Annotated in this window: 22 protein-coding genes; 8 read left to right on the forward strand and 14 right to left on the reverse strand. The window is 66.1% G+C overall.

Annotation, left to right across the window (positions count from 1 at the left end):
- Positions 1–50: 50 nt before the first annotated feature.
- Positions 51–452 carry a L,D-transpeptidase gene (locus tag B9Z03_RS16670; protein ID WP_244561916.1) on the forward strand — a complete coding sequence of 134 codons (402 nt, stop codon included), beginning with the start codon at positions 51–53 and terminating at the stop codon, positions 450–452.
- Between the two features lie 97 nt (positions 453–549).
- Here the strand turns inward: B9Z03_RS16670 and B9Z03_RS16675 are convergent, their stop codons facing one another.
- Entirely contained in the window at positions 550–1,485 is a 936-nt protein-coding gene (locus B9Z03_RS16675) for an AraC-like ligand-binding domain-containing protein (protein WP_176247544.1), read from the reverse strand.
- Positions 1,486–1,635: 150 nt separating this feature from the next.
- Between B9Z03_RS16675 and B9Z03_RS16680 the strand changes: the two genes are divergently transcribed.
- Complete coding sequence (locus B9Z03_RS16680) at positions 1,636–2,529, forward strand: alpha/beta hydrolase (protein ID WP_085465238.1); 894 nt, start codon at positions 1,636–1,638, stop codon at positions 2,527–2,529.
- 23 nt (positions 2,530–2,552) lie between these two features.
- Here the strand turns inward: B9Z03_RS16680 and B9Z03_RS16685 are convergent, their stop codons facing one another.
- The 6 genes from B9Z03_RS16685 to B9Z03_RS16710 are packed head-to-tail and all read right to left on the reverse strand — an operon-like array spanning position 2,553 to position 10,363.
- Positions 2,553–5,003, reverse strand: coding sequence for a GcvT family protein (locus B9Z03_RS16685; protein WP_085465239.1), 2,451 nt, complete (start codon positions 5,001–5,003; stop codon positions 2,553–2,555).
- Positions 5,000–5,449 (reverse strand): DUF2867 domain-containing protein, encoded by a 450-nt coding sequence (locus B9Z03_RS16690; protein WP_176247545.1) that lies wholly within the window; start codon positions 5,447–5,449, stop codon positions 5,000–5,002. The genes B9Z03_RS16685 and B9Z03_RS16690 overlap by 4 nt, the downstream gene beginning before the upstream one ends.
- The gene (locus B9Z03_RS16695; RefSeq protein WP_085465241.1) at positions 5,442–6,632 is read right to left on the reverse strand and encodes a pyridoxal phosphate-dependent aminotransferase; all 1,191 of its coding nucleotides are present in this window, start codon (positions 6,630–6,632) and stop codon (positions 5,442–5,444) included. Before B9Z03_RS16695 ends, B9Z03_RS16690 begins: the two co-directional genes overlap by 8 nt.
- A 1-nt stretch (position 6,633) precedes the next feature.
- Positions 6,634–7,317 (reverse strand): HAD-IA family hydrolase, encoded by a 684-nt coding sequence (locus tag B9Z03_RS16700; protein ID WP_085465242.1) that lies wholly within the window; start codon positions 7,315–7,317, stop codon positions 6,634–6,636.
- Positions 7,314–9,767, reverse strand: coding sequence for a GcvT family protein (locus tag B9Z03_RS16705; RefSeq protein WP_085465243.1), 2,454 nt, complete (start codon positions 9,765–9,767; stop codon positions 7,314–7,316). The genes B9Z03_RS16700 and B9Z03_RS16705 overlap by 4 nt, the downstream gene beginning before the upstream one ends.
- Positions 9,768–9,778: 11 nt before the next feature.
- Entirely contained in the window at positions 9,779–10,363 is a 585-nt protein-coding gene (locus B9Z03_RS16710; protein WP_085467707.1) for a helix-turn-helix domain-containing protein, read from the reverse strand.
- 142 nt (positions 10,364–10,505) lie between these two features.
- Here B9Z03_RS16710 and B9Z03_RS16715 point away from each other — a divergent pair, with 142 nt between their 5' ends.
- The gene (locus B9Z03_RS16715; RefSeq protein WP_085465244.1) at positions 10,506–11,216 is read left to right on the forward strand and encodes a nitroreductase; all 711 of its coding nucleotides are present in this window, start codon (positions 10,506–10,508) and stop codon (positions 11,214–11,216) included.
- 12 nt (positions 11,217–11,228) lie between these two features.
- Here B9Z03_RS16715 and B9Z03_RS16720 read toward each other — a convergent pair whose 3' ends face one another.
- Positions 11,229–12,125 (reverse strand): AraC family transcriptional regulator, encoded by an 897-nt coding sequence (locus B9Z03_RS16720; protein WP_244561766.1) that lies wholly within the window; start codon positions 12,123–12,125, stop codon positions 11,229–11,231.
- A gap of 459 nt (positions 12,126–12,584) precedes the next feature.
- Here B9Z03_RS16720 and B9Z03_RS16725 point away from each other — a divergent pair, with 459 nt between their 5' ends.
- Positions 12,585–12,845, forward strand: a complete 261-nt coding sequence (locus B9Z03_RS16725; protein WP_085467708.1) for an Atu4866 domain-containing protein — start codon at positions 12,585–12,587, stop codon at positions 12,843–12,845.
- An 11-nt stretch (positions 12,846–12,856) separates the two neighbouring features.
- Here the strand turns inward: B9Z03_RS16725 and B9Z03_RS16730 are convergent, their stop codons facing one another.
- A complete protein-coding gene (locus tag B9Z03_RS16730; RefSeq protein ID WP_244561767.1) occupies positions 12,857–13,279 on the reverse strand; it encodes a MarR family winged helix-turn-helix transcriptional regulator in 423 nt (140 codons plus the stop codon).
- 125 nt (positions 13,280–13,404) lie between these two features.
- On the opposite strand from B9Z03_RS16730, the gene B9Z03_RS16735 reads away from it, so the two are divergent.
- Together B9Z03_RS16735 and B9Z03_RS16740 are read left to right on the forward strand one after the other, a co-directional pair.
- Positions 13,405–14,481 carry a WD40/YVTN/BNR-like repeat-containing protein gene (locus tag B9Z03_RS16735; protein ID WP_085465247.1) on the forward strand — a complete coding sequence of 359 codons (1,077 nt, stop codon included), beginning with the start codon at positions 13,405–13,407 and terminating at the stop codon, positions 14,479–14,481.
- Positions 14,481–14,768: a MoaD/ThiS family protein gene (locus tag B9Z03_RS16740; protein ID WP_085465248.1), complete on the forward strand. Its 288-nt coding sequence runs from the start codon at positions 14,481–14,483 to the stop codon at positions 14,766–14,768. The genes B9Z03_RS16735 and B9Z03_RS16740 overlap by 1 nt, the downstream gene beginning before the upstream one ends.
- Positions 14,769–14,814: 46 nt before the next feature.
- On the opposite strand, the gene B9Z03_RS16745 is transcribed toward B9Z03_RS16740, so the two are convergent.
- From B9Z03_RS16745 to B9Z03_RS16765, 5 genes are all read right to left on the reverse strand, one after another.
- On the reverse strand, positions 14,815–15,183 hold the full coding sequence (locus B9Z03_RS16745; RefSeq protein ID WP_085465249.1) for a COG4315 family predicted lipoprotein: 369 nt from the start codon (positions 15,181–15,183) through the stop codon (positions 14,815–14,817).
- 166 nt (positions 15,184–15,349) lie between these two features.
- Entirely contained in the window at positions 15,350–15,937 is a 588-nt protein-coding gene (gene soxG, locus B9Z03_RS16750) for a sarcosine oxidase subunit gamma family protein (RefSeq protein ID WP_085465250.1), read from the reverse strand.
- The gene (locus B9Z03_RS16755; RefSeq protein ID WP_085465251.1) at positions 15,930–18,842 is read right to left on the reverse strand and encodes a 2Fe-2S iron-sulfur cluster-binding protein; all 2,913 of its coding nucleotides are present in this window, start codon (positions 18,840–18,842) and stop codon (positions 15,930–15,932) included. The genes soxG and B9Z03_RS16755 overlap by 8 nt, the downstream gene beginning before the upstream one ends.
- Complete coding sequence (locus B9Z03_RS16760; RefSeq protein ID WP_085465252.1) at positions 18,839–19,141, reverse strand: sarcosine oxidase subunit delta; 303 nt, start codon at positions 19,139–19,141, stop codon at positions 18,839–18,841. Before B9Z03_RS16760 ends, B9Z03_RS16755 begins: the two co-directional genes overlap by 4 nt.
- A 12-nt stretch (positions 19,142–19,153) precedes the next feature.
- Positions 19,154–20,413 (reverse strand): sarcosine oxidase subunit beta family protein, encoded by a 1,260-nt coding sequence (locus B9Z03_RS16765; protein ID WP_085465253.1) that lies wholly within the window; start codon positions 20,411–20,413, stop codon positions 19,154–19,156.
- Positions 20,414–20,581: 168 nt separating this feature from the next.
- Between B9Z03_RS16765 and B9Z03_RS16770 the strand changes: the two genes are divergently transcribed.
- Complete coding sequence (locus B9Z03_RS16770) at positions 20,582–23,086, forward strand: mechanosensitive ion channel family protein (protein WP_244561768.1); 2,505 nt, start codon at positions 20,582–20,584, stop codon at positions 23,084–23,086.
- A gap of 107 nt (positions 23,087–23,193) precedes the next feature.
- The gene (locus tag B9Z03_RS16775) at positions 23,194–23,454 is read left to right on the forward strand and encodes a hypothetical protein (RefSeq protein WP_085465254.1); all 261 of its coding nucleotides are present in this window, start codon (positions 23,194–23,196) and stop codon (positions 23,452–23,454) included.
- The last annotated feature ends 66 nt before the right edge of the window (positions 23,455–23,520 follow it).

Here is a 23,520-nt window from a genome sequence, read left to right on the forward strand (position 1 = left end):
CCGCCCGTTTCATCAACATCGCCGCGATCGCAGCAACCGGCTTCAGCCTGATGCTCGCCGCCGGCAACGCCCCAGCCGAGGCTTCGGTTTCGAACGAAGTCGTCGCCCGTGTCCAGCTCTCGACGCAGACCATGCAGGTCAGCGTCGGCGGCCGCCCCACCTATGAATGGAAGGTCTCGACCGCCGGCAAGGGCTACGTGACGCCGACCGGCTCGTGGAAGCCCTACCGCATGCACGAGATGTGGTATTCGAAGAAATACGACAACGCACCGATGCCGCATTCGGTGTTCTTCACCGGCGGCTATGCGGTGCACGCCACGCCGCACGTGAAGAATCTCGGCCGCCCGGCCTCGCATGGCTGCATCCGGCTGCACCCGACGAATGCCGAGGCGTTCTACACGCTGGTCAAGACGTTCGGCCAGCAGAACACCCGCATCGTCATCGTCCAGTAGTTTCCCCCAAGCGTGGCGCCGACGTTCCCCGGCGCCACCGCTTCGTTACCCCGGCAGGAGGCTGACCTCCACCTGCCGGGGCTTTGTCCGTCCGCGGCTACTGGCGCCGGCTCGAGCGGTAGGCGCTAGGCGAGCGGCCGAACGCGGCGCTGAAGGCGCGGCTGGCGTGAGCAGCGTCGGAGAAGCCCCAGGCGAGTGCGATGTCCGTGATCGAGCGGTGCGAGAGGCGGGGGTCGGCGAGGTCCCGCCGCATGGCGTCGAGCCGGCGCGAGCGGATATGCGTGGACACTGTGCCGCCGCTGCCTGACCACAGCATGTGCAGGTAGCGCGGCGAGATGCCGAACCGGGCGGCGATGCGCGACGGCGTGAGCTCCGGGTCGTCGAGGTTGTCCTCGATATGCCGCAGGAGACGCCTGAACAGGTCGCCGCCGGCGGGAGAGGGCGCGACGGGATCGAGCATCCGGCCGAGCAGGTCGACGAGGATGTCGGCGGCGAGTGGCGCATGCCCGACTGGAATGTCGGCGACGACTTTGGAGAGGGAGGCCAGGTGGCCGGCTGCCAGCGCCCCGAGCCCGCCGCGGCTTTCGAGCTGCCTCGCCCCGCGCGGCTCCGCAGAGGCTGCGCGGGCAAGCCGTTCGCGCGGCACGATGAGCGTGACCTTGTGCAGCGTGTCGACGATCTCGAACCGGATCGGGCGGGAGCTGTTCCACAAGAGCATGTCGCCGGGGCCGAGCGTGGCGACGACATCTGCCTGCCGCACGCGCTCGCGGCCGGAAAGCACGAGGAGAAGGCCGAAATGATCGCCCTCGGTGCGACGGATGTCCGGCGCCTCGCGAAAGCCCGACAGCGGCGCGCTGCGGCACTCGACGATGGTGCAGCCACCAAGCCCATGCCAATCAAGCCGGCAGTCGTGCGGGATACGGTCGGGCAGGTCGAGCGACCAGGGCAGGTGGACGTCGCTCAGCATGGCGCGCGTCGCTTCCGCGCGCAGCGCCTGCGGCACGTCGGTGGACCTCCAGGTACCGGCCGTCATCAAGATCCTCCCGCGCCATCCTCCCGAGGCGCGGGCGAAGATTATCGCACAACCACTTCCCTGTCGAACAAGCCGCTTCCCTCCCATGCAAGCGCGGCCGGCGCCGGCGTTGCATCAAGGCGGTCTCGAAACCTGTCACGGGAGGACACTATGCGACGCGACATCGAATTCAGGACTGAGGACGGCGTGACCCTGCGGGGCTGGCACTACAAGGCGAAGGGAGTGGATGGGCCGGCGCCGACCGTTGTCATGGCGCACGGCTTCACCGCGACGCGCGAAATCTACCTCGACAGCTTCGCCGAGGTGTTTTCGGCGGCGGGGCTTGGCGTCATCGTCTACGATCACCGCAACTTCGGCGTCAGCGACGGCAGCCCGCGCGGCCATGCCGATCCCTGGGCGCAGATCAACGGCTATCGCGACGCGATCACCTGGGCGCAGACCCAGAGCGATGTCGACCCGAATCGGATCGGCGTGTGGGGATCGAGCTATGCCGGCGGGCATGTGCTTGTCGTCGCCGCCCTCGACCGGCGGGTGAAGTGCGTCGTTTCGCAGGTGCCGCTGACCTGGGGCTTCGAAACGGCCCGGCGGCTGATCCGCGGCGACCATTGGGCCGGGCTGCGCGCCGCCTTCGACGGCGACCGCGCCGCACGCGCCCGCGGCGAGGCGGGTGCGATGATGCCGGTGACGGCGCCCGAGGGGCAACCCTGCGCGCTGCCGACGGCCGACACCTACGAGTTCTTCATCCGCTTCGCGGAGGAGCACGAGACCAACTGGAAGAACGAGGTGACGCTGCACTCGATCGAGATGTTCACCGAATACGAGCCCGCAACCTACATCGCCCGCATCGCGCCGACCCCGCTGATGGTCGTCGTCGCGTCGGGAGACCATCTGACGCCCTTCGACATGACCGCGCGGGCCTATGAGCAGGCGCTGGAACCGAAGAAGCTGGTCGTGCTGCCGGGCGGGCATTTCGAGGCCTATACGGGCGAGCCGTTCAAGATCTCGTCGGCCGCGCAGCGCGACTGGTTCAAGCAGAATCTGTGAGAGGAGAGGCCCGGGCGGGTGAGCTACATTCTCACCCGCTCTGCCTTGGGATCATAGAGCGGCCTGAGCGACGCTTCCGCCGCGAAGCGCTCGCCGGCGATTTCGATCTCGTAGGACGAGGCGAGGACGTCCGCCTCGCTCTCGCCGGCGCAGGGGACATAGCCCATGCCGATCGCGCCACCGAGGAAATGGCCGTAACTTCCCGACGTGACGGTGCCGACGATTTTGCCGTCGCGCACCAGCGCCTCGTTGTGGAAGAGGAGAGGGGCGGGATCCTTTAGGCGAAACTGGACCAAGCGGCGGTTCAATCCGGCCTCCTTTTTCCGCAGCACCGCGTCGCGGCCTAGGAAATCGCCTTTCGCCGTTTTCACCGCGAAGCCGAGGCCCGCCTCCAGCACGTGGTCTTCGTCGGTGATGTCGTGGCCGAAATGGCGGAAGGCCTTTTCGATGCGGCAGGAATCGAGCGCGTGCAGGCCGCAGAGCTTCAGCCCCAGATCCGCGCCGGCTTCTTCGATCGCCTCGAAGACGTGGGCCGCCTGGTCTGTCGAGACGTAGAGCTCCCAGCCGAGCTCGCCGACATAGGTGACGCGGTGGGCGCGGGCGAGGCCCATGCCGATCTCGATCTCCTGCCAGGTGCCGAAGGGATTTGTTCCGTTTGAGAAGTCGTTCGGGCTTATCTTCGTGATCAGGTCACGCGACTTTGGCCCCATGAGACACAGGACGCTCTCGCCCGCGGTGACGTCCGTGACGACGGCAAAGTCGTCGCCGACATGTTTTCTGAGCCAGGCGAGGTCGCGCTGCAGCGTCGCGCCGGGGACGACGAGGAAGAAGGCCGTCTCCGACAGCCTCGACACCGTTAAGTCGCTCTCGATGCCGCCCTTCGCATTCAGCATCTGGGTGTAGACGATCTTTCCCGGCGCCACGTCCATGTCGTTGGCGCAGACGCGCTGCAGGAAGGACAGCGCATCTCGACCCTCGACACGAATTTTGCCGAAGGAGGTCATGTCGAACAGGCCGACGCCGGTGCGCACCGCCATGTGCTCGTCGCGGCTGTTGTCGAACCAGTTCTGCCGCTTCCAGGAGTAGCGGTATTCGCGCTCCTGGCCGGGCTTCGCGAACCAGTTGGCGCGCTCCCAGCCGGCGACCTCGCCAAACACCGCGCCGCGCGCCTTCAAGTGTTCGTGCAGAGGGGAGCGGCGAATGCCACGGGCGGAGGCCATCTGGCGGTAGGGGAAATGGTCGGCGTAAAGCAGGCCGAGCGTTTCGGTGACGCGGTTGCGCAGGTAGGTCCGGCTCTTCTGGAACGGCTGCATCCGGCGGATATCTACCTCCCATAGGTCGAACGGCGCCTCGCCGTCGTTGATCCACTGCGCCAGCGCCATACCGGCGCCGCCGGACGAGACGATGCCGATCGAATTGTAACCCGCCGCGACCCAGTAGCCGCCAAGCTCCGGCGCCTCGCCGAGGTAGTAGCGGTCGTCGGGGGTAAAGCTCTCGGGACCGTTGAAGAAGGTGTGGATGCCGGCCGTCTCCAGCATCGGCATGCGGTTGACGCCCATGTCGAGGATCGGGGCGAAATGGTCCATATCCTCAGGCAACTGGTCGAAACAGAAGTCGTCGCGGATGCGCTGGCCGGCCGGCGGCCACGGCTTTGCAACCGGCTCGAAGGCGCCGAGCATCATCTTGCCGGCGTCCTCCTTGTAGTAGGCACACTCGTCGGGGACCCGCAGCACCGGCAGGCGGGTGAGTCCAGGGATCGGTTCCGTCACGAGATAAAAATGCTCGCAGGCGTGGAGCGGGACTGAGACGCCATTCTGGGCGCCGAGGTCGCGCGCCCACATGCCGGCGCAGTTGATCACGATGTCGGCCTCGATTGTGCCGTGTTCCTCGCCCTTCGTCCACGAAACGCCGGACACGTGGCCGTTCTTGGCGTGGACCTTGGTAACTTTGGTATTCTCCGAAATCAGTGCGCCGCGCTGGCGGGCGCCCTTGGCCAGCGCCATCGCGATGTTGGCAGGGTCGCACTGCCCATCCAGCGGCAGGTGCACCGCGCCGATGACGTCAGAGACGTTGAGATGCGGGTACATCTCCTTGACCTCGGCAGGCGAAATCTCGCGCACGTCGACGTCGAAGGCGCGTGCCACCGTCGCCTGCCGGTAGAGCTCGTGCTTGCGCTCCTCGGTCAGCGCCACCGAGATCGAGCCGACCTGGCGCATGCCGGTGGCGACACCCGTCTCGGCCTCCAGCCTGACGTAGAGGTCGGCGGAGTATTTCGCGAGCCGGGTCATGTTCTGCGAGCCGCGCAACTGGCCGATCAGGCCTGCGGCATGCCAGGTGGTGCCGGAGGTCAGTTGCTTGCGCTCAAGAAGCACCACGTCGGTCCAGCCGAGTTTCGTCAGGTGGTACGCGACCGAGCAGCCGGAGACGCCGCCGCCGATGATCACCGCGCGGGCTTTTGCGGGGAGAGCGGTCATGCAAGCCCTTTCAGGGAATGGCGCAGGATCAGCTTGTGCGGAAGCAGGACGGCGGCGAGATAGAGCCGGCCGGACCAGTGGTTGAACCAGATCCGGGTAGTGACAGCGGCGCGACCGCCCGAGAGCACGGTTTCGATCGTGAACGTGAGGTGCTTGTCGGCAAGGCCGACCTCAAGGCGGTCGGCGCTTTCGTGAACCACCGGAAGCGTCGCCATCAGGTCGCCGCCCTCCGCGCCTTCCGTGCGCAATCCGAACGGGGCGACGATGCGGTTGCGCAAGCGCAGCGCCACCCGAGCCCATGCCGGAAAGCCGTGGATCGCCTTCAGATAGGCGCTGCGTGCGTCTCGTATCTCGGGATTGATTCTTGCCACGTGCCGGTCGCTCCAGTCCGGCGCGCGGTCAGGCCGTCTGAGTTGCGGACCGTTCATACGCACTGGCTCAGCCATGCCGCAGGGTCTCCCGGCCGTGACCGGCGATGTACCGCCGCAGGCGTCTGGCCGACTCGCGCAGGACATCTTCGGGTTGGCAGAGCGAGATGCGGATGCATCCGGCGGCGGCATCGCCGAAGGAGGAGCCGGGCATGACGGCGACCTTTTCGGCATCGAGCAGCCTCCAGGCGAAGGCCTCGTCGTCAGGTTCGACCGCGCGGATGTCGAGCATGACGTACATGCCGCCTTCCGAGCCACGCACGGTGACGCCATTGATGCCGCGGATGGCGTCTAAAAACGCGAGGCGGCGCGTGTCGTAGATGCGGGCGATTTCCTCGACGCCCCAATCGTTCTCCAGCGCCTCGATCGCTGCGCGCGACACGAAGTCGGGCAGGCCGTAGGTCGAGACGAGGTTGAGGCTGATCAGCAGCGAGACGATCGGTTCAGGCCCGGTCAGCCAGCCGATGCGCCAGCCGGTCATGCCGTGGCTCTTGGACATCGAATTGATGACCAGCGTCCGCTCCGCCATTCCCGGCAGACTGCGCGGCGAGATGTGCTCGCCATGCGCGATGGTCCAGTAGACCTCGTCGGAAAGCAGCCAGAGATCGTGGCGGCGGCAGATGTCGGCGATGGCTTCGCGGCTCTTGCGCGAATAGACCGCGCCCGTCGGGTTGTTCGGCGAGTTGATCAGCATCGCCCGCGTATTAGCCTGGACCGCCTTCTCGATTGCCGCGGGGTCGGGCTGGAAGCCGTCTTCGGCATGGGCCTCGACCACGGTGAAGCCGGCGCCGGCGGCGCGGAACGTGCCGGGATAGGTGGCATAGTAGGGCGCAACGACGATGGCGTGCTGGCCCGGGTCGAGGGTCGCCTGCACGGCGGCGAAGAGTGCCGCCTGGCCGCCGGGGGTGGCGAGGATCTCGGCTGCGCTTGTCGCCACGCCGGTGCACCGTGCTGACAGCTTCGACATCGCCTCGCGAAGACGCGGCAGGCCAGGAAGCTGGGTATAGTGGTGATGGCCGGAGCGGACATATTTCACCGCCGCCTCGACCGTTTCCGACGGGGTGTCGAAATCGTGGTCGCCCACCGACAGCATGATGATGTCCTCGCCGGCCTGCTTTCTCGACATGGCGTCGAAATGCACTTCCCAGCCGTCCTTGCCGGAGGGCGTGATGCCGGAAATGCGGGAGGAGGGGTGGGGCATGTCAGGGGCGCGCGATCGTGGCGATGCCGGCCATGGTCAGCCGCCCCTGCGCGTCGAGGCGCGGCGAGACATGGCCGTAGCTGGCGATCGTGGGATGCCGGGTTTCCGGCGTATGCGCGTGCGTGGCGGTGACGACCACCACCCGCGCACCAGCGGCCTCGGCCGCCGCGATGCCGGCAGCGGCGTCCTCGAAGACCAGGCAGTCCTGCGGCTGCTGGCCCAGCCGTTCCGCCGCGAGCAGGAAGCAGTCGGGCGCGGGCTTGCCGTGGGCTACGTCCTCGCCACTGATCATCAGCGCAGGCACCGGCAGGCCGGCGGCCTCAAGCCGGCGCAGCGCGAGGCGGCGCGGCGCTGAGGTGACGATCGCCCAGCGATTGGCGGGGAGCGCGGTAAGGAATGCTTCCGCGCCGGCGATCGAGACGACGCCCTCGACATCGTCGATTTCCGCCTGGGCAAGTGCAATCGCCTCGGCGGCCACATCCATTCCGGGGATGTTCAGCTGCCCGATCGTCTCTCGCGCACGCCGGCCATGGATGGTCGGAAGGAAGGTTTCCACGTCGACGTCGTGCCTGCGCGCCCAGGCGGCCCAGACGCGCTCCGCGGCGGCGATGGAGTTGAGGATCGTGCCGTCCATGTCGAACAAAAAGGCACCGAAGCTCTCGTCCGGGAAGGGCAGGTTCGTCATGCGCGCAATCTCTCGTTTGTCGGGTCCCAAAGGGGCTCGTCCTTCTGCACGATCGCCTGGAACCTGTCGCCGAATATCTCGACCTCGACCGCCGTGCCGGGCTCCGCGAGGTCGGCTCTGAGCATGCCCAGCGCCAGCGATTTGTCGACCCGGTGGCCCCAGCCTCCTGACAGCGTCTCGCCGACGATGGCGCCGTCATGCCAGAGCGTCGACATGTAAGGCGCGTCGCAGGGGCCGGGGTTCTCGATCACCAACGTGACGAAGCGCTTCGTCACGCCCCGTTGCTTCTCGTTCAGCAAGGCCGACTTGCCTTTGAAATTCGGTTTGTCCCACCTGACGAAGCGTTCGAGCCCGCCCTGGAGGACTGAATAGTCGGTCGACAGGTCCTGCTTCCAGGCGCGGTAGCCCTTTTCGAGCCGGAGCGAATCGAGCGCGAACATGCCAAAGGGTTTCAGGCCGTGTACCTGCCCGGCCTGCCAGACGGCGTCGAAGACGGCGGCGGTGTCCTCGACCTTGGTGTGCAGCTCCCAGCCGAGCTCGCCGGCGAAGGAGACGCGCACGAGCTGGAGCCAGCGGCCGGCGATCTGGCAGGACTGGTGGGTGAGCCAGGGTTTCGTCAGGTCTGCGTCGGTGACCTTCGAGAGGATGTCGCGTGTCCGGGGGCCGGTGAGGATCTGGCAGGTGAAATCCTCCGTCGCGTCTTTCAGAGCAATTTGAGTGCCTTCTGGCAGGTGGCTTGCAAGCCACTCAAAGTCGTGGAGCTGCGCCACGGCGGCGGTGATCAGGAAGAAGAAGTCTTCCGCCAGCGCCATGATCGACATTTCGGTGACGATGCGGCCCTTGTCGTCGGCGAAATAGCCGAGGCCTATGCGGCCGGGCTTCGGCACGACGCCGGTGATCAGGCCCGACAGCCATTCGCGCGCGCCTTCGCCCTGGACACGGAAGCGCGAGAAGCCCGGCAGGTCGAGGATGCCGGCGGCGTCGCGAACGGCGAGGCATTCCTCGCGGATGCGCTTCTGCCATGGGCCGTCGCGGTTGAAGGTCTGCGTTGCTTGTTCGGACGTGTCGTCGCCGGGCTTGGCATACCAGGTGGCGCGCTCCCAGCCGTTGTAGGGCGCGAACTGGGCGCCGAGGGCGGCAATGCGGTCGTGAATCGGCGACAGCTTGCGGTTACGGCCGTCCGGCCAGGCGTGGCGGGGGAAGGAGATCGCGTATTCATGGCCGTAGACCTCCAGCCCCTTGGCGACGGCGTAGTCGGGGGCTGCGGCAAACTTGGTGAAGCGGCGCGGGTCGCAGGACCACATGTCCCATTCGGTCGCGCCTTCTGTCACCCATTCGGCCAGCACCTTTCCGGCGCCGCCGGCCTGAGCGATGCCGAAGGTGAAGACGCAGGCTTCGTAAGCATTGGGCACGCCGGGCATCAGGCCGATCAGCGGATTGCCGTCGGGCGCATAGGGGATCGGGCCGTTGATGACCTTGGACAGGCCGGCCGTGCCGAGGATCGGCACGCGCGCGATGGCGTCGTTCAGGTACCATTCCAGCCGCTCCAGATCGTCCGGGAAAAGCTGGAAGGAGAAGTCGTCCGGCATCCGGTCATCGGGCGTGGCCCAGTGGGCGCGGCAGTTGCGCTCGTAGGGGCCCAGATTCATGCCGCTCTTTTCCTGCCGCAGGTAGTAGGACGTGTCGACGTCGCGCAGCAGCGGCAGCTTGTGGCCGACCTCCTTGGTCCAGGCGGCGAGCTCGGGGATTTCCTCGAACAGGATGTATTGATGGCTCATCACCATCATCGGGATGTCGCGGCCGAACAGCTTTCCGACCTCGGCGGCGCGGTAGCCGGCGGCGTTGACGATCTTCTCGCAGCGGATGTCGCCCTTGGGCGTCGAGACGATCCATTCGTCGCCGTCGCGGCGGACAGCCGTCACCGGGCAGAAGCGCTCGATCCGGGCCCCCATATCGCGCGCGCCTTTGGCCAGCGCTTGGGTGAGCTGTGCGGGGTCGATGTCGCCGTCATTCGGATCGTAGAGCGCGCCCTCGAGGTCGTGCAGTTCGATAAAGGGATATTTTGACTTGATCTCGTTCGGACCGATCAGGTCGATCGCCATGCCCTGGTAGCGGCCCATGCCCTTGGCACGCTGGAACTCGCGCATCCGTTCCTTGCTGTGGGCGAGCCGGATCGAGCCGGTGACGTGATAATTCATCGGATAGCCGACGGCCTCAGCCAGCCCGCGATAAAGCTCGGCCGAGTAGCGCTGCATGTTCATCAGCGACCAGGACGACGAGAAGGTCGGCACGTTTCCGGCGGCGTGCCAGGTCGAACCGGAGGTCAGCTCATTCTTTTCCAGAAGCACGCAGTCGGTCCAGCCGGCTTTGGCGAGGTGATAGAGCGAAGACACGCCCACCGCGCCGCCGCCGATGATGACCACGCGGGCCTGGGTGGGAAAATCAGCCAAGACGATCCTCCTCAATACACCGGCGGGCTTACCACCCAGATGACAACCGCGGGCGCCGTGCCCGGATTGCGCCATCGGAATGGCTTTTCGCGGAAGCGGAAGGAATCGCCCTCGCGCAGGGCGTGCCAGATGCCATCGATCTCGATCTCGAAGCGGCCCGACACCAGATAGCCGGCCTCCTCTGTGGCGCGCAGCGACGGCTTGTCGAGGGCGGCACCGGGCGCGAACTCCGAGCGCAGGATCTCGAAGCTGCCGCCGAGGTCGGGCGAGAGAAGCTCCTCGACCAGGCCGGTATCGGTCGAGCCCAGCCGGCGACGGCCGACCGCGCGCACGATGACCCCGCGCTCGGCCTCCGGCCCGTCGTCATTGGCGAAGAACAGGCTGAGCGGCACGCCGTAGACGGTGGCGAGTGCACGCAGATCGGCGATCGCGGGTGAAGAGATGCCGCGCTCGACCTGGCTGACCCAGCCGAGCGAGCGGCCGAGGCGGGCGGCGAGCTCCGCCAGCGTCATGCCGCGCGCCTTGCGCAGCGCCCTGAGGTCCGAGGCGAGATGCCTGATCCTCGGTGGCTCGGGAGGGCGTGAAATATGGTTCATGATTTTCATCATCGCCGATGGAGTGAAAATATCAAGGAAGATTTCACTGCTGGCACAGGGGTTGCGGTCGGCTGTGGCCCATGCGAATTGCAGGGCGTTCGCCCGCCGGAGGCGGGCCGGAATCGAGTCGAAGGGCCACCCGATGGCAGCACCGCAACTGAAACCGGAGATCGTCGACGAGAGTGCCATCGTCGACGCGGCGATCACGTCGCGCAAATCGGTGCGCGCCTTTCTGCCGGACATGGTGGACGAGCGAACGATCCGCGACATCCTCACCGTCGCCTCGCGCGCGCCCTCCGGCACCAACATGCAGCCGTGGAAGGTCTACGTCGTCACCGGCGAGAGGCTGAAAGCGGTGTCCGAGGCGGTGCTCAACTCCGGCATCCGCGCCGAGAAGATCGCATGGGACGAATACAAATACTATCCGGACAAGTTCTTCGAGCCGTATTACGCGCGCCGCCGCGCGGTAGGCTTCGCGCTCTATGACGCGCTCGGCATCCCCAAGCGCGACGTCAACCAGATGCGGGCGCAGCACGACCGCAACTTCGTCTTCTTCGACGCGCCGATGGGGCTGATCTTCACCATCGACCGGCGGCTGAACCAGGGCTCGTGGATCGACCACGGCATGTTCCTGCAGTCGATCATGATCGCGGCGCGGGGCAGGGGGCTGCACACCTGCCCGCAGGCGGCGTTTGCGCCCTATCACAAGCAGATCCGGCCGGTGCTTGGCATTCCGGACGAGGAGATCCTCACCTGCGGCATGGCGATCGGCTACGAGGACACCTCGAAGCCGGAGAACAATTTCAGCACCGAACGCGCCTTGCTGGACGAGTTCGTCACCTTCGTGAAGTGAGGACCGGAAGCCTCAGGCTTCCTCGAGAGGTCCCGGGCTGCGGCGCAGGCGCTCGATGTCGCGGCGCGGCGGGGCGCCGAATAGGCGGCTGTATTCGCGGCTGAACTGCGATGGGCTGTCATAGCCGACGCGGTGGCCGGCGGTCGCCGCATCGAGCCGATCCCCGAGGATCAGCCGCCGCGCCTCCTGCAACCGCAACTGCTTCTGGTAGTTCAGCGGGCTGACGCCGGTGACCTCCTTGAAATGGAAATGCAGCGAGGACAGGCTCATGCGCGCCTCCTGGGCCAGTGTCTCGGCGCTGAACGGGTCGGCGTAGTTGCTCCTCAACCAGGCGATGGCGCGGTTGATCTGGCGCATCCGGCTGTCGCCGATGGCGATCTGCCGCAATTTTGCCGACTGCGGCCCGCGCAGCAGGCGATACAGGATTTCGCGCTCCGCTAGCGGCGCGAGCATCGTAATGTCGTCCGGAGAAGCGAGCAGCGAAACCAGCCGCATGAAGGCGCCGGCCAGCTCCGGCGTGGTGCGGGCGAGCGCGATGCCGCATTCGCAGCGCCGCTCCTCGGTCTCGGGCAGGCGCATATCGAGGATAAGCTCCGTCAGCATCGCCGGATCGATGTCGAGCCGGACGCAGAGATAGGGCTCGTCTTCCGAGGCGCTGACCACTTGGCCGACGATGGGAACGTCGACCGAGACGGTGAGATAGTTGTCCGCATCGTAGACGAAAACCTGGTCGCCCATCATCACCCGCTTGCGCCCCTGCGCGATGACGCAGACCGACGGCTGGTGCACGCCATGCAGCGGCTCCGTCGGGGCGGACTTCCTGACAAGCGTGAGACGCGGGATGGCCGTCTGATGGATGCCATCCGTTGTGGCAAATCGGGCAATCTCGGAGGCAAGGGAATTTGACACGGGTTCGCCGCCTTTCCACGAAACAGGCATTTGTGCCCATAGATATAGCATCTGAACTGATATCCAGCTAGCTGCTTCGAACGAGATGGGGAAGGCTTGCCAGTTCAGACTTGGAGGATCGTGCAATCATTCGCGACGATCGGTCTACCACTTAGGAGCGCCGCCGATGCATCTTGCACTGGCCTGATCGGGGCAGACGCAAACGGAAGGAGCCTCCCATGCAGCAGATTTCCTCAAACGCATTCATCGGACGGTTCGTTGCTCCTTCCTGGGCGGTGGTTCGCGGGGCGCTGTCCAGCCTTCGCCGCAGGCGCGCTCCACGGAGGTCGATGAATGGATAGATCCGATCTCTTCCGGCTGCTGCCGGGATTAGCCGTCGCGGCTGCGATGTTCGCGGTCGCGGCACTTGCCACTCCAGATACGATCGACGTCGACAAAGCCAGTACAGGAAGCATTCTCATGCAGGCGGAGAAAACCACCGAAGCCACCCACTCCTATGCGGGTATGTGGGTCACGGCCAATCGCAACATCCGACACGAGCTTCTGCCGAACGGGCGCTATGTCGAGGCGCGCGGCAGCCGCGAAAAAGCATATCAGGGCCGCTACTGGATCGTCGGCGACCACATCGAATATGTCGACGACACCGGATTCACCGCCGATGGCGATTTTCGCGACGGCGTCCTGTACCACGCGGGAATGGTGATGACCCGCGAGCGGTAGACGGCACGCCCCTAGCGCATCGCTGCCGTCAGGGCATTCAGCCCGGCGCGCAGTTGCGCAGGGTCTTCCAGCAGTGTCTCGACCTCGCGATGGGTCTCGACCCAGATTGGCAGTGCCTCGGCAAGGCGATCCCGTCCGGCGTCGGTCAAGGCGAGCAGGCGGCCGCGGCGATCGTCCGGGTCGGCCTGCGTGGTGACCAGCCCGCGCTTCTCCAGCGTCTTCAGCGCCGATGTCAGCGTCGTGCGGTCCATGCCGAGCAGGGTGGCCACCTCGCGCATGCGCACCGGTCCCGGCCGGTTCATCGACATCAGCATCGAGAACTGACCGTTGGTGAGACTGGCCGGCCGCAGCGCCTCGTCGAAGCGTCGCGCGAGAACCCGAGCCGCGCGCTGTGCGTGCAGGCACAGGCATGTGTCGCGCACGTGCAGTGTCATGAAGATGTCAGGAGGGGCTGGGCTTGCAGTCGACATGACCCAATTACGTTGATACCAACATAATTGTCCAGCGCCTTCGAATAAGGCAGAATGTCCGGGCGCTGTGGATCTGGAGGAGATCGGTCATGTCGCGCGTGCTCGTTCTGGTCGGTACCAAGAAAGGCGCCTTCATCGCCGAGAGCGACGAAGAGCGCAGGCAGTGGAGCCTGCGCGGACCCTACTGCAACCACTGGCCGATCCATCATTTTATCGCCGATCCTGCAACGGGCGCGCTGCATGGCGCGGGCGGCAATGCGTGGTTCGGTCCGGCGGTCTGGACCACGCGCGACCTCGGCGAGACCTGGACGCATTCGAGCCAGGGGCTGGCCTACGAGGCCGGCAAGGACCCGGTCGCCGCTGTCTGGAGCATCGCGCCGCGCGAGGGCGAACTGTTCGCCGGCGTCGAGCCGGCCGGACTGTTCCGCAGTGCGGATGGCGGCGAGACATTCGAACATATCGAAGGGCTGCAGGAGCATCCGACACGGCCGGAATGGAACCCTGGCGGGGCAGGGCTGATCCTGCATTCGATCGTGCTCGACCAGGATCACCCGGAGCGGATCTGGATCGGCATCTCATCGGCCGGCGTGTTCTACACCGAGGACGGCGGCAGAACCTGGGAACCGCGCAACAAGGGCACGCGGGCTGATTTCTTTCCCGAGGGACAGAACTATCCCGAATTCGGCCAGTGTGTGCACAATCTCGTCAAGGCGCCGGGCGGCGGCGACCGGCTCTACCAGCAGAACCATTGCGGCATGTATCGCTCGGAGGATGGCGGCATCGTCTGGGAGAGCATCGAGGACGGCCTGCCGTCGAGCTTCGGCTTCCCGGCCGGCGCGCATCCGCGCGATCCCGACACATTGTTCCTGATCCCGCTCAACGGGGCGGAGGAGGGGCGCTATGTGCCCGACGCGAAGGCGGCTGTGTGGCGCACGCGAGACGGCGGGCGGACGTGGCAGGACCTGCGCGAGGGCCTGCCGCAGGAGAACGCCTATTTCGGCGTGCTGCGCCAGGCGATGGCGACCGACCGGCTGGAGCCGGCGGGCGTCTATTTCGGAACCGGTTCGGGAACCTTGTACGCCAGCGCCGACGAGGGCGAGAGCTGGACGGCAATCGCCGACCACCTGCCGACCATCTCGTCCGTCGAGACCTATGTGATCGACTGATGGGCGAAGGCTCTGCCGGCAATCCGGTCACGGTGCGCCTTCAAGGCGTGATGGTCGACCTCTTCCCCGGCTCGACACGGCGCGTCGAGATGTCGGCGCGGACGGTGGACGAGATGATCGACGAGCTCGACCGCCGCTGGCCCGGCATGGCCGACCGCATCCGTGACACACGGCCGGCGATCCGCAAACACATGAACGTGTTCGTGGACGGCGAGCGGGCAAAGCTGGACACGAAACTGCCGCCGGGAACGGAGGTCTTCGTGTTCACGGCGATCAGCGGGGGGTGAGACGCGTCGCGATGCGGCGCGCCTCGTTAGCTCCGAGCAGGTGTTCTCAGGGCTTCGCGAGTTCCCAGTTCCCGGCGACCCCGTCACCGGTGATGTCGCCCTTCTTCTCGTCCTTCACCCAATAATAGAGCGGCATGCCATCCTTCGCCCACTGCTTGGTTCCGTCGGTGCGATCGATGATGCTGTAGGCGCCGTCAGCCTTGTCCTCGGCGGTTGCGGCAAGGGGCGGCCAGTTGGCGGCGCATTTGTCGTAGCAGTTGGACTTGCCCTTCTCGTCCTTCTTGAACGTGTAGAGCGTCATCCCGTTCTCGCCGGCCAGGACGTCGCCCTTCGCGGTGCTGACCGTCTGTACCGGCGCAGCAAAAGCCGTACCCGCCGCGAGTGCCATCGCGGCAGCCAAAATAACCGTTCTCATCGTTGTGCTCCTTGAACGTGGCACGCGCCAAGTGCGCGCTTCACAAGGAAACAAACGCCGCAAGAACGAGTCTATTCCGGCTCAGTTGAACAAATCGCAATCGTTGGCGAGTCCAGCGAACCTGCGGTTCGCGTACCCGGGTCCCGACCTTAGCCGCGGCTCGCAGTCACCGCACCTCGTACCCGACCTCCTCCGCCGCATGGCCCAGCGTCGTCCAGAACGACCGTGCGAAGGAGCGGAAGACGTAGAGGTCGAAGCTGTCGGCGCCGGTGCGCTGGATCTGGGTGAAGACGTCGTGATGCGTGGTCGAGCGGCCGGCGTGGAGCGGGAAGGCGGGGAGCGCGAAGTCGATCGGGTAGAGTTTCGCCAGCACCCATTCGGCCTTCGGGCCGGCGACGCGCAGAGCGGTGCGGCCGTGCGAGAGGCCGGTGACCGTGCCGAACGTGACCGGGATGGCCTTCAGCAGCTCTGCCTCGATGCCTTCGATCTGCGTCACGACCAGGAACTTGCCAGGAGCAAAGCCGAAGGCGGCCTTGTGCTCGGTGGCGATGCCACCCCCGGCGCCGTCCGGCAGCTTCAGGCCAGTGACGGAGCGGATGGCGTCGATCACCGACTTTTCCTCGCCCGGCCAGGCGGCAACCTGCACGATCGAGCCGGGCTTCGTTTCGGAAAGCGTCACGCCCGGCGCGGCCGCCACGACGTTGTGCCGGCCGGGCTTCCAGGCGGACCCGAGAGGGGAAAGCTGCTCAACCATGCATGCGTTTCCCTTCCGGATCGAACATGTGATGGCTCACGATCTCGACCGGGCCGAAGCGGTTGCGGAGCGGATCGGAGACATAGGCGCGGGTGCCGTGGCGGGACTTGCCGCCTTTCACCAGCGCCAGGCCGATATATTTGCCGAGCGAGGGCGAGAAGCAGACGGCCGTGATATGGCCGATCGAGTCGCGCAGGACGGTGGGATCGTTGTACTCGACCAGATGCGCGCCGCCGGCGAGCGGCCGGCCGTCGAGCGAGACGAGGCCGACGAGACGGATGCGGTTTTCGTCCAAAAGGCCTTCGCGGTCCATCATCGCGGAGCCGATGAACGGCTTCTTCTTCGACAGCATCCAGTCGAGATAGAGGTCGCGCGCGGTGGTACGGCCGTCGATCTCTGCGCCGGTGACATGGCCCTTCTCGATGCGCATGGCGCCGAGCGCTTCCAGCCCGTAGGGCACCATGCCGAACGGCTTTCCGGCCTCGATCAGCGCCTCCCATACCTCCCGGCCGTGACCGGCGCCGGAATAGACCTCGTAGGCCAGTTCGCCGGAGAAGGAGAGGCGGCAGATCATGACCGGGATACCCGCGACCTCGCCGCGGACGATGCCCATGAAGGGCAGGGTTTCGTTGTCGACTTCGGTGCCGGTGACGACGGAAGCGAGAATGTCGCGGGCGCGTGGGCCGGCGATCGAGGCGCCCGCCCATTCATCGGTCACGGAGGTCAGCGTCACCTTCAGGTCTGGCCAGTAGACGTCGAGGAAATATTCGAGGTTCTGCATGACCTTGCCGGCGTTGGCGGTCGTCGTGGTCATGAGAAAATCGTGTTCGGAGAGCCGCCAGGTCGTGCCATCGTCATAGGCGATACCGTCCTCGCGCAGCATCAGGCCGTAGCGGGCCTTGTTCACCGGCAGGGTGGAGAACAGGTTGGTGTAGACGCGGTCAAGGAATTCGGTGGCGTCGGGTCCCTGCACCATGATCTTGCCCAGCGTCGACACGTCGACGATGCCGGCGGCGGAGCGCGTGGCTTTGGTCTCGCGAATGTAAGCCTGCTCGACCGTTTCGCCGGGTGCGCCATAGACCGCGGGGCGGTGCCAGAGGCCGGCTGGATACATTTTCGCATCGTGCTCGACATGCCAGTCATGCATGGGCGTCAGCCGGTCGGGCTTCAAGTCGCCGATGCGCTCCGCGCCGATCGCGCCGATGGAAACCGGCGAGAACGGGGCGCGGAAGCGTGTCGTGCCCACCTCCGGGATCGGCTTGCCGCTGGCTTCGGCCATGATGGCGAGGCCGGGCACGTTGGAGGTCTTTCCCTGGTCGGTTGCCATGCCGAGCGTGGTGTAGCGCTTCAGGTGCTCGACGGCGACGAAGCCCTCGCGGTGGGCCAGCCTTACGTCGTCGGCGGTAACGTCGTGCTGGAGGTCGACGAAGGCCTTGCCGCTCGCCCGGATCTCGAAGACGGGAGCAGGTGCTATGTCGAGGCCGAAGCCGCCCGAGAAGTCGCCGGCCGCAGTGCCGACGGCGGTCCAGTCCTGAGCCGGCTTCGGCGGCAGGAAGGCCTGCAGCGCCGCGTCCCATTCGGCCTTGCCGGCGCCGGCCTGGCTGGCGAGATGGATCGCCGGCGACCAGCCGCCGGAGACCGCTAGAAGATCGGCGGAGATCACGCGCGGATCGCCGGAGAGCGTGCCGCTTGCCGCATCGAAGCGCTGGACCTTGAAGCCCGAAAGCGTCTTGCCACCTTCGGTGCCCACAACAGCGTGACCGATGAGCAGTTCGCCGCCGCACTCCGCGGCGAGACGGCGCGCCTCGTCCGAGATCGCCGCGCGCACGTCGACGATCGCGACGATCGCTGCACCCGCCTCGCGCAGCAGCGCGGCGTTGGCATAGGCGCTGTCATTGTTGGCGAAGACCGCAATCCGCTCACCGGGCAGCACGCCGAAATCGGCGGCGAAGCGCGCGGCGGCGGAGGCGAGCATGACACCCGGCCGGTCGTTGCCGGGAAACACGATCGGCCGTTCGAAGGCGCCGGTCGCGAGCACGACCGTCTTCGCGCGGATCACCCAATGGCGCTGGCGCGGTTCGCCCGTCGCCGTATCGCGCTTGTGGTCGGTGACGCGTTCGGTCGCCGCGATCGTGTTGCCGTCGTAATAGCCCCAGGCGGTGGTGCGCGGCAGGAGCCTGACGTTCGGCAGTTCGCTGAGGCCCGATATGGTCTCCTCGACCCATCCGGCGGCCTCCGTGCCTTCGATCCGGCGGCCCGACCAGCGTGCCGAGCCGCCCAGCAGCGCATCCGTCTCGATCAGGATCACGCGGCCGCCATCGCCCGCAGCGTCGCGCGCGGCCTTCAGGCCCGCAGGCCCCGAGCCGACGACGAGCACGTCGCAGAAGGCGTTCATGCGCTCGTAGCGGGCTGTATCCTTCGCTGTCCCGGCGCGACCGAGGCCCGCGGCGCGGCGGATGAAGTGCTCGCAGAACATCCAGAAGCGGGTGCCCTTGAGCGGGCCGATCACCGGACCCATGAAGGTCTTGTAATAGAAGCCCGCGCCCAGCAGCCTGCCGCCAAGCTGGTTGATCGCGCCGATGTCGAAGGAGAGCGACGGGAAGCGGTTCTGTGAGACGGCTTCGAGGCCGTCGTAAATCTCGACCTGTGTTGCCGGCAGGTTCGGCTCGCGGACGTCGCCGCGGATCAGTGTCACCAGCGCATTGGGCTCGTCGACGCCGGCGGTGAGCAGGCCGCGCGGACGGTGATATTTGAACGAGCGGCCGAAGACGGTCACGCCATCGGCCATCAACGCCGAGGCGAGCGTGTCGCCGGGATGCCCGGTGTGGATGCGGCCGTCGAAGGAGAAGCGGATCGAGCGCGAACGATCGATGCGGCCAGACGCATTGGCGCGGCGCGGGCTCATTTCGCGCCTCCCGGTTTGCGGCGGCCGACGGATTTCTTTTCGCCGTGGTCGCGGGCGAAGGTCACGGACGATATCGCGTGGGTGAGGGTGGAGCGCACAACCTTCAGATGCGCGCGGCAGCCGCCGGAGTGCTGCCAGAACTCCTGATGGTCGCCCAGCGTGTTGACGCGGTCATAGGTGTAGGCGTTCCACGCCGCCTGGTCGGTCGAGCCGAGATCGGGGCGCGTGCGGTTGGCATCACCCTGGTAGGTGAACTCGGAAAGGTCGCGCGGGCCGCAATAGGGGCAGGTGATCAGCATGGCAGCGACATCTCAATGCAGCCTTGGCGTGGAGCCCTGGCCCTTCTCGTCGATGACGAGGCCGCGGTGGAAGCGGTCAAGGGTATAGGCTGCGTTGTAGGGATGCGGCTCGTCGCGGGCGATGGTCCAGGCAAAGCACCAGCCCGATGCCGGCGTCGCCTTGAAGCCGCCGTAGCACCAGCCGGTGTTGAGATACATGCCGGGCAGCGGGCCGGCGGTGATGATCGGCGAGCCGTCCATCGACATGTCCATGATGCCGCCCCAGGAGCGCAGCAGGCGCACGCGGGACAGGCCCGGGAACATCGCGGCAAGCTCGCTCATCACGTCTTCGACGATCGGCAGATTGCCGCGCTGGGCGTAGGTGTTGTAGCCGTCGATGTCGCCGCCGAAGACCATTCCGCCCTTGTCGGACTGGGTGACGTAGAGATGGCCGGCACCGAAAGTGACGACCGTGTCCATGAACGGCTTCAGCCCTTCCGAGACAAAGGCCTGCAGCACGTGGCTCTCGATCGGCAGCCGGTCGACGCCCGCCATCTTCATCAATTGCCCGGTATGGCCGGCTACCGCGACGGCGACCTTCTTCGCGCGGATCTCGCCGCGCGTCGTCTGCACGCCGATGATCCGGTCGCCGTCGCGCAGGAAGCCGGTGACCTCGCAGTTCTCCAGCATGTCGACGCCGCGCCGATCGGCGCCCCGCGCATAACCCCAGGCGACGGCGTCGTGGCGGGCGGTGCCGGCGCGGCGCTGCATCAGGCCGCCATAGACCGGGAAGCGGCCGCCGAAGTTGAGGTCGAGCGCAGGCACGAGCGACTTGATCTCAAGCGGCGTCATCAATTCGGCGTCGATGCCGACATGGCGCATGGCGTTGCCGCGACGGGCGAAATCGTCGAGCTGTCCCGGCGAGTTGGCGAGGTTGAGGCAGCCGCGCTGCGAGAACATGACGTTGTAGTTGAGCTCGTGAGAGAGGTTCTCCCACAGCTTCATCGAATGTTCGTAGAAATGCTGGTTCTTGGGCAGGAGGTAGTTCGACCGGATCATCGTCGTGTTGCGGCCGATATTGCCCTGACCAAGCCAGCCGCGCTCCACCACCGCGACATTGGTGATGCCGTGCTCCTTGGCGAGATAGTATGCGGTCGAGAGTCCGTGCCCGCCGCCGCCGACGATCACCACGTCATATTCCGGCTTCGGATCCGGCTTGCGCCAGGCGGGCTTCCAGTCGGGCGACGCCGAAAAGGCATTCCGCAGCAGGGAAAAGACCGAATATTCCGCCATGAATGCCGACACCTCGCAGATTCCAGGACACAGTATAGAGCGGTCTTGACGACGAAGGCGAGGAAAGCGCCATCGCTTTTCGAAAGGCCGACGCGACCGCCCTCACGCCTTGCCGCGTCCGGCTGGCCTCACTATTGATGGGCGGACGAATCCGACGGCACGAGCGCGTTGAACACCGATCCCTTCCACAAACTGGCCGCTCTCCTGATTGCGCTGCTGATGGCCGTGGCGCTTGTCGCCCCGTCGTCGGCACAGGGGCCGGTGCCCGAAATCGTCGCGACACAGCAGACGGTGATCCAGGACCTGAGCCGCAAGGCCGAGGAGATCGAGAAGCGAATCGAGGCGAATGCGAATGACGATGCGCGGCTCGCCGATCTTCGGCTGGAGCTCGACGCGCTCAACAAGGATATCCTGAAGGCCGGTGTCGCGTTCCGTCCGCGCCTCAGCGAAATCAACGCCCGCCTCGAATCGCTGGGTTCGCCGCCGGCGGAAGGGCAGCCGCCGGAAGCCGAGATGGTCACCACCGAGCGACAGGCGCTGCTGAGCGAGAAGAGCCAGATCAACGTGCTGATCGGCGACGCGGAAGCGACCTCGCTGCGGGTGAACCGGCTGATGGAACAGGTCTCGCAGATGCGGCGCGACCTCTTCGCCAACACGCTGTCGAAGCGCTACGAGATCGACTACGCGCTGCTGGGCGAGGTGGCCGAGGATTTCTCCGACGAGCTGTCGCGGCTCTACATGACCGTGTCGTCCTGGCTGAAGTTCGTGGTCCAGTATAAGCTGTCCTCGGTGCTGACGGCCGCGTTGTTCGCTCTGGCCGGCGCGCTGGTGCTGAGGATCGGCGGCGGCCGCCTGTTCGGCCGGCTGATCTATGCCGATCCGACCGACCCCGACCCGCCCTATATCAGCCGCCTGTCGGTGGCGTTCTGGTCGACCTTCCTGCGCTCGGCCGCGATCGCGGTGTTCTTCCTGAGCACCTGGTTCTTCTTCGACTATTTCGACGTGCTGCGCGGCGACATCGGCGCGATGCTGCGCGCGCTGTTCATCGTGCTGGCGCTGATCCTGTTTGTGAACCGGCTTTCACATGCCGTCCTGTCGCCGAAGTTGCCGAACTGGCGGCTGCTTGAGATCGAGCCGCGCCCGGCGCGTCTGCTCGTGTGGCTGATCACCGCGATGTCGATCGCCACCGGCGCCGACTATCTTTTCAGCGAGATCTTCCGCATCCGCGGCGCGGCCCTCGCGCTCACGGTGGGAGAATCGCTGCTGGCCACGGTCATCGTCGGCATCCTGCTCATCCTGATCGCGACGGTGAGGCCCTTCGCCGACGCAGAGGGCAGGCCGAAGGCCTGGCCGATGGTGCTGCGCATCGCCTTCTATATCGTCGGCGCGGCGACGGTGCTGGCGGCGCTGCTCGGCTATATCGGAATGGCCAAGTTCGTCTCGCAGCAGATCGTCGTCACCGGTGCGATCCTCGCCATGATGTATATCGGCGTGCTCAGCGGACGCGCACTGTCGGAGGAGGGCGCTTTCGCCGGAACCGCGCTCGGCCGGCGGCTCGGCGAGAGGTGGCGGATCGAGGAGGCGACGTTCGACCAGCTCGGCCTCGCCAGCAGCATCCTCATCAACATCTTCGTCCTGTTCGTCGGCCTGCCGCTGATCCTGCTGCAATGGGGCTTCCAGTGGGGCGACATCCGCGCCTGGGCGTATTCGATCGCCACCGAAATCCGCGTTGGCACGGTGTCGTTCTCGCTGATTGGCATCTTCACCGGCATCCTGATCTTTGCGATCGGCTTCTTTGCCACGCGCTGGTTCCAGGGCTGGCTGGATGATTCCGTCATGACGCGCGGCCGCGTCGATGCGGGCGTGCGTAACTCGATCCGCACGGCCGTCGGCTATGCGGGCGTGGCGCTCGCCGGCTTGATCGGCATCTCCGCCGCCGGCATTGACCTGTCGAACCTCGCGCTCATCGCCGGCGCGCTGTCGCTCGGCATCGGCTTCGGTCTGCAGAACGTCGTCTCGAACTTCGTCTCCGGCCTGATCCTGCTTGCCGAGCGGCCGTTCAAGGTCGGCGACTGGGTGGTTGCGGGCGCGGTCCAGGGAACGGTGAAGAAGATCAGCGTGCGCGCGACCGAGATCGAGACGTTCCAGCGCCAGACGGTGATCATGCCCAATTCGGAGCTGATCAACGCTGCCGTCGGCAACTGGACGCACAGGAACAAGCTTGGCCGTATAGAGATCGGAATCGGCGTCGCCTACGGCTCGGACGCGCGCAAGGTGCACGCGCTCCTGTTGGAGATCGCGTCCGCTCACCCGATGGTCCTCAGGAATCCGGAGCCTTCCGTTGCGTTCCTGCGCTTCGGAGAGTCCTCCCTGGATTTCGAAATAAGAGTGTTCCTGTCGGATGTGACGAACGGCGTGAAGGTGCAAAACGAAATCCGTTTCGCCATTCTCGAGGCGTTTGCGGAACACTCCGTCGAGATTCCGTATCCCCATCGCACGCTGATCATCGGCCAGGACGACCTGGCCCGTGCCACCGTGCCTCCGGACGGGCTGAGTGCACCGGCGGAGGAAGGTCCGCGACCGGCGGAGGTGGCCGCGAAGCCATCCTCGTGGCGGCGGCGCCGACGTTCCCCATCTCCAGACCTCAATGCCGATGTCGACGACGAGACCTGAATGGCCTGTTCAGTTGCCGTTCAGGCTGGATTGCATATAAGCTCATTCGCAAAGGACGAGAACGTCCTCGCATTGGGCAGAAGGCGGTGGAAACACCGGTTCAGGCAATGAAGAAGTTTCTGGTGATGACCGCGGCGCTGGTTGCGCTTACCTCGCAGGGGAATGCCGCGAGCATCGTGAACAATGACAGCGAGGCGCGCACGGTCGTCGTGACCGAAGGCGGCAGCCAGCAGGAGCTTTCGCTGGCCGGCGGCGAGAGCGCCGAGTTCTGCCCGAGCGGCTGCTTCGTCTCGCTTTCGGGCGAGCGTGAGACGCTTCTCGGTACGGAGCAGGTGGAAATCTCCGGCGGCAAGATGCGCGTTCGCTAAGCATCGGCCGATCCGGTTTGGTCTCCCTGGAGGCCGGGCGTTCGCCCGGCCTTTTATGTTTTGCGG

The organism is Mesorhizobium australicum (assembly GCF_900177325.1).
In the GTDB taxonomy this organism is placed as follows: Bacteria; Pseudomonadota; Alphaproteobacteria; order Rhizobiales; family Rhizobiaceae; genus Mesorhizobium_A; species Mesorhizobium_A australicum_A.

Excerpts from the sequence above, each read along its gene's own strand:
- B9Z03_RS16670 (WP_244561916.1), top strand. The coding sequence starts at position 51 with ATGCTCGCCGCCGGCAACGCCCCAGCCGAGGCTTCGGTTTCGAACGAA.
- B9Z03_RS16675 (WP_176247544.1), bottom strand. The coding sequence starts at position 1,485 with ATGACGGCCGGTACCTGGAGGTCCACCGACGTGCCGCAGGCGCTGCGC.
- B9Z03_RS16680 (WP_085465238.1), top strand. The coding sequence starts at position 1,636 with ATGCGACGCGACATCGAATTCAGGACTGAGGACGGCGTGACCCTGCGG.
- B9Z03_RS16685 (WP_085465239.1), bottom strand. The coding sequence starts at position 5,003 with ATGACCGCTCTCCCCGCAAAAGCCCGCGCGGTGATCATCGGCGGCGGC.
- B9Z03_RS16690 (WP_176247545.1), bottom strand. The coding sequence starts at position 5,449 with ATGGCTGAGCCAGTGCGTATGAACGGTCCGCAACTCAGACGGCCTGAC.
- B9Z03_RS16695 (WP_085465241.1), bottom strand. The coding sequence starts at position 6,632 with ATGCCCCACCCCTCCTCCCGCATTTCCGGCATCACGCCCTCCGGCAAG.
- B9Z03_RS16700 (WP_085465242.1), bottom strand. The coding sequence starts at position 7,317 with ATGACGAACCTGCCCTTCCCGGACGAGAGCTTCGGTGCCTTTTTGTTC.
- B9Z03_RS16710 (WP_085467707.1), bottom strand. The coding sequence starts at position 10,363 with ATGAACCATATTTCACGCCCTCCCGAGCCACCGAGGATCAGGCATCTC.
- B9Z03_RS16715 (WP_085465244.1), top strand. The coding sequence starts at position 10,506 with ATGGCAGCACCGCAACTGAAACCGGAGATCGTCGACGAGAGTGCCATC.
- B9Z03_RS16725 (WP_085467708.1), top strand. The coding sequence starts at position 12,585 with ATGCAGGCGGAGAAAACCACCGAAGCCACCCACTCCTATGCGGGTATG.
- B9Z03_RS16730 (WP_244561767.1), bottom strand. The coding sequence starts at position 13,279 with ATGACACTGCACGTGCGCGACACATGCCTGTGCCTGCACGCACAGCGC.
- B9Z03_RS16735 (WP_085465247.1), top strand. The coding sequence starts at position 13,405 with ATGTCGCGCGTGCTCGTTCTGGTCGGTACCAAGAAAGGCGCCTTCATC.
- B9Z03_RS16740 (WP_085465248.1), top strand. The coding sequence starts at position 14,481 with ATGGGCGAAGGCTCTGCCGGCAATCCGGTCACGGTGCGCCTTCAAGGC.
- B9Z03_RS16745 (WP_085465249.1), bottom strand. The coding sequence starts at position 15,183 with ATGAGAACGGTTATTTTGGCTGCCGCGATGGCACTCGCGGCGGGTACG.
- soxG (WP_085465250.1), bottom strand. The coding sequence starts at position 15,937 with ATGGTTGAGCAGCTTTCCCCTCTCGGGTCCGCCTGGAAGCCCGGCCGG.
- B9Z03_RS16755 (WP_085465251.1), bottom strand. The coding sequence starts at position 18,842 with ATGAGCCCGCGCCGCGCCAATGCGTCTGGCCGCATCGATCGTTCGCGC.
- B9Z03_RS16760 (WP_085465252.1), bottom strand. The coding sequence starts at position 19,141 with ATGCTGATCACCTGCCCCTATTGCGGCCCGCGCGACCTTTCCGAGTTC.
- B9Z03_RS16765 (WP_085465253.1), bottom strand. The coding sequence starts at position 20,413 with ATGGCGGAATATTCGGTCTTTTCCCTGCTGCGGAATGCCTTTTCGGCG.
- B9Z03_RS16775 (WP_085465254.1), top strand. The coding sequence starts at position 23,194 with ATGAAGAAGTTTCTGGTGATGACCGCGGCGCTGGTTGCGCTTACCTCG.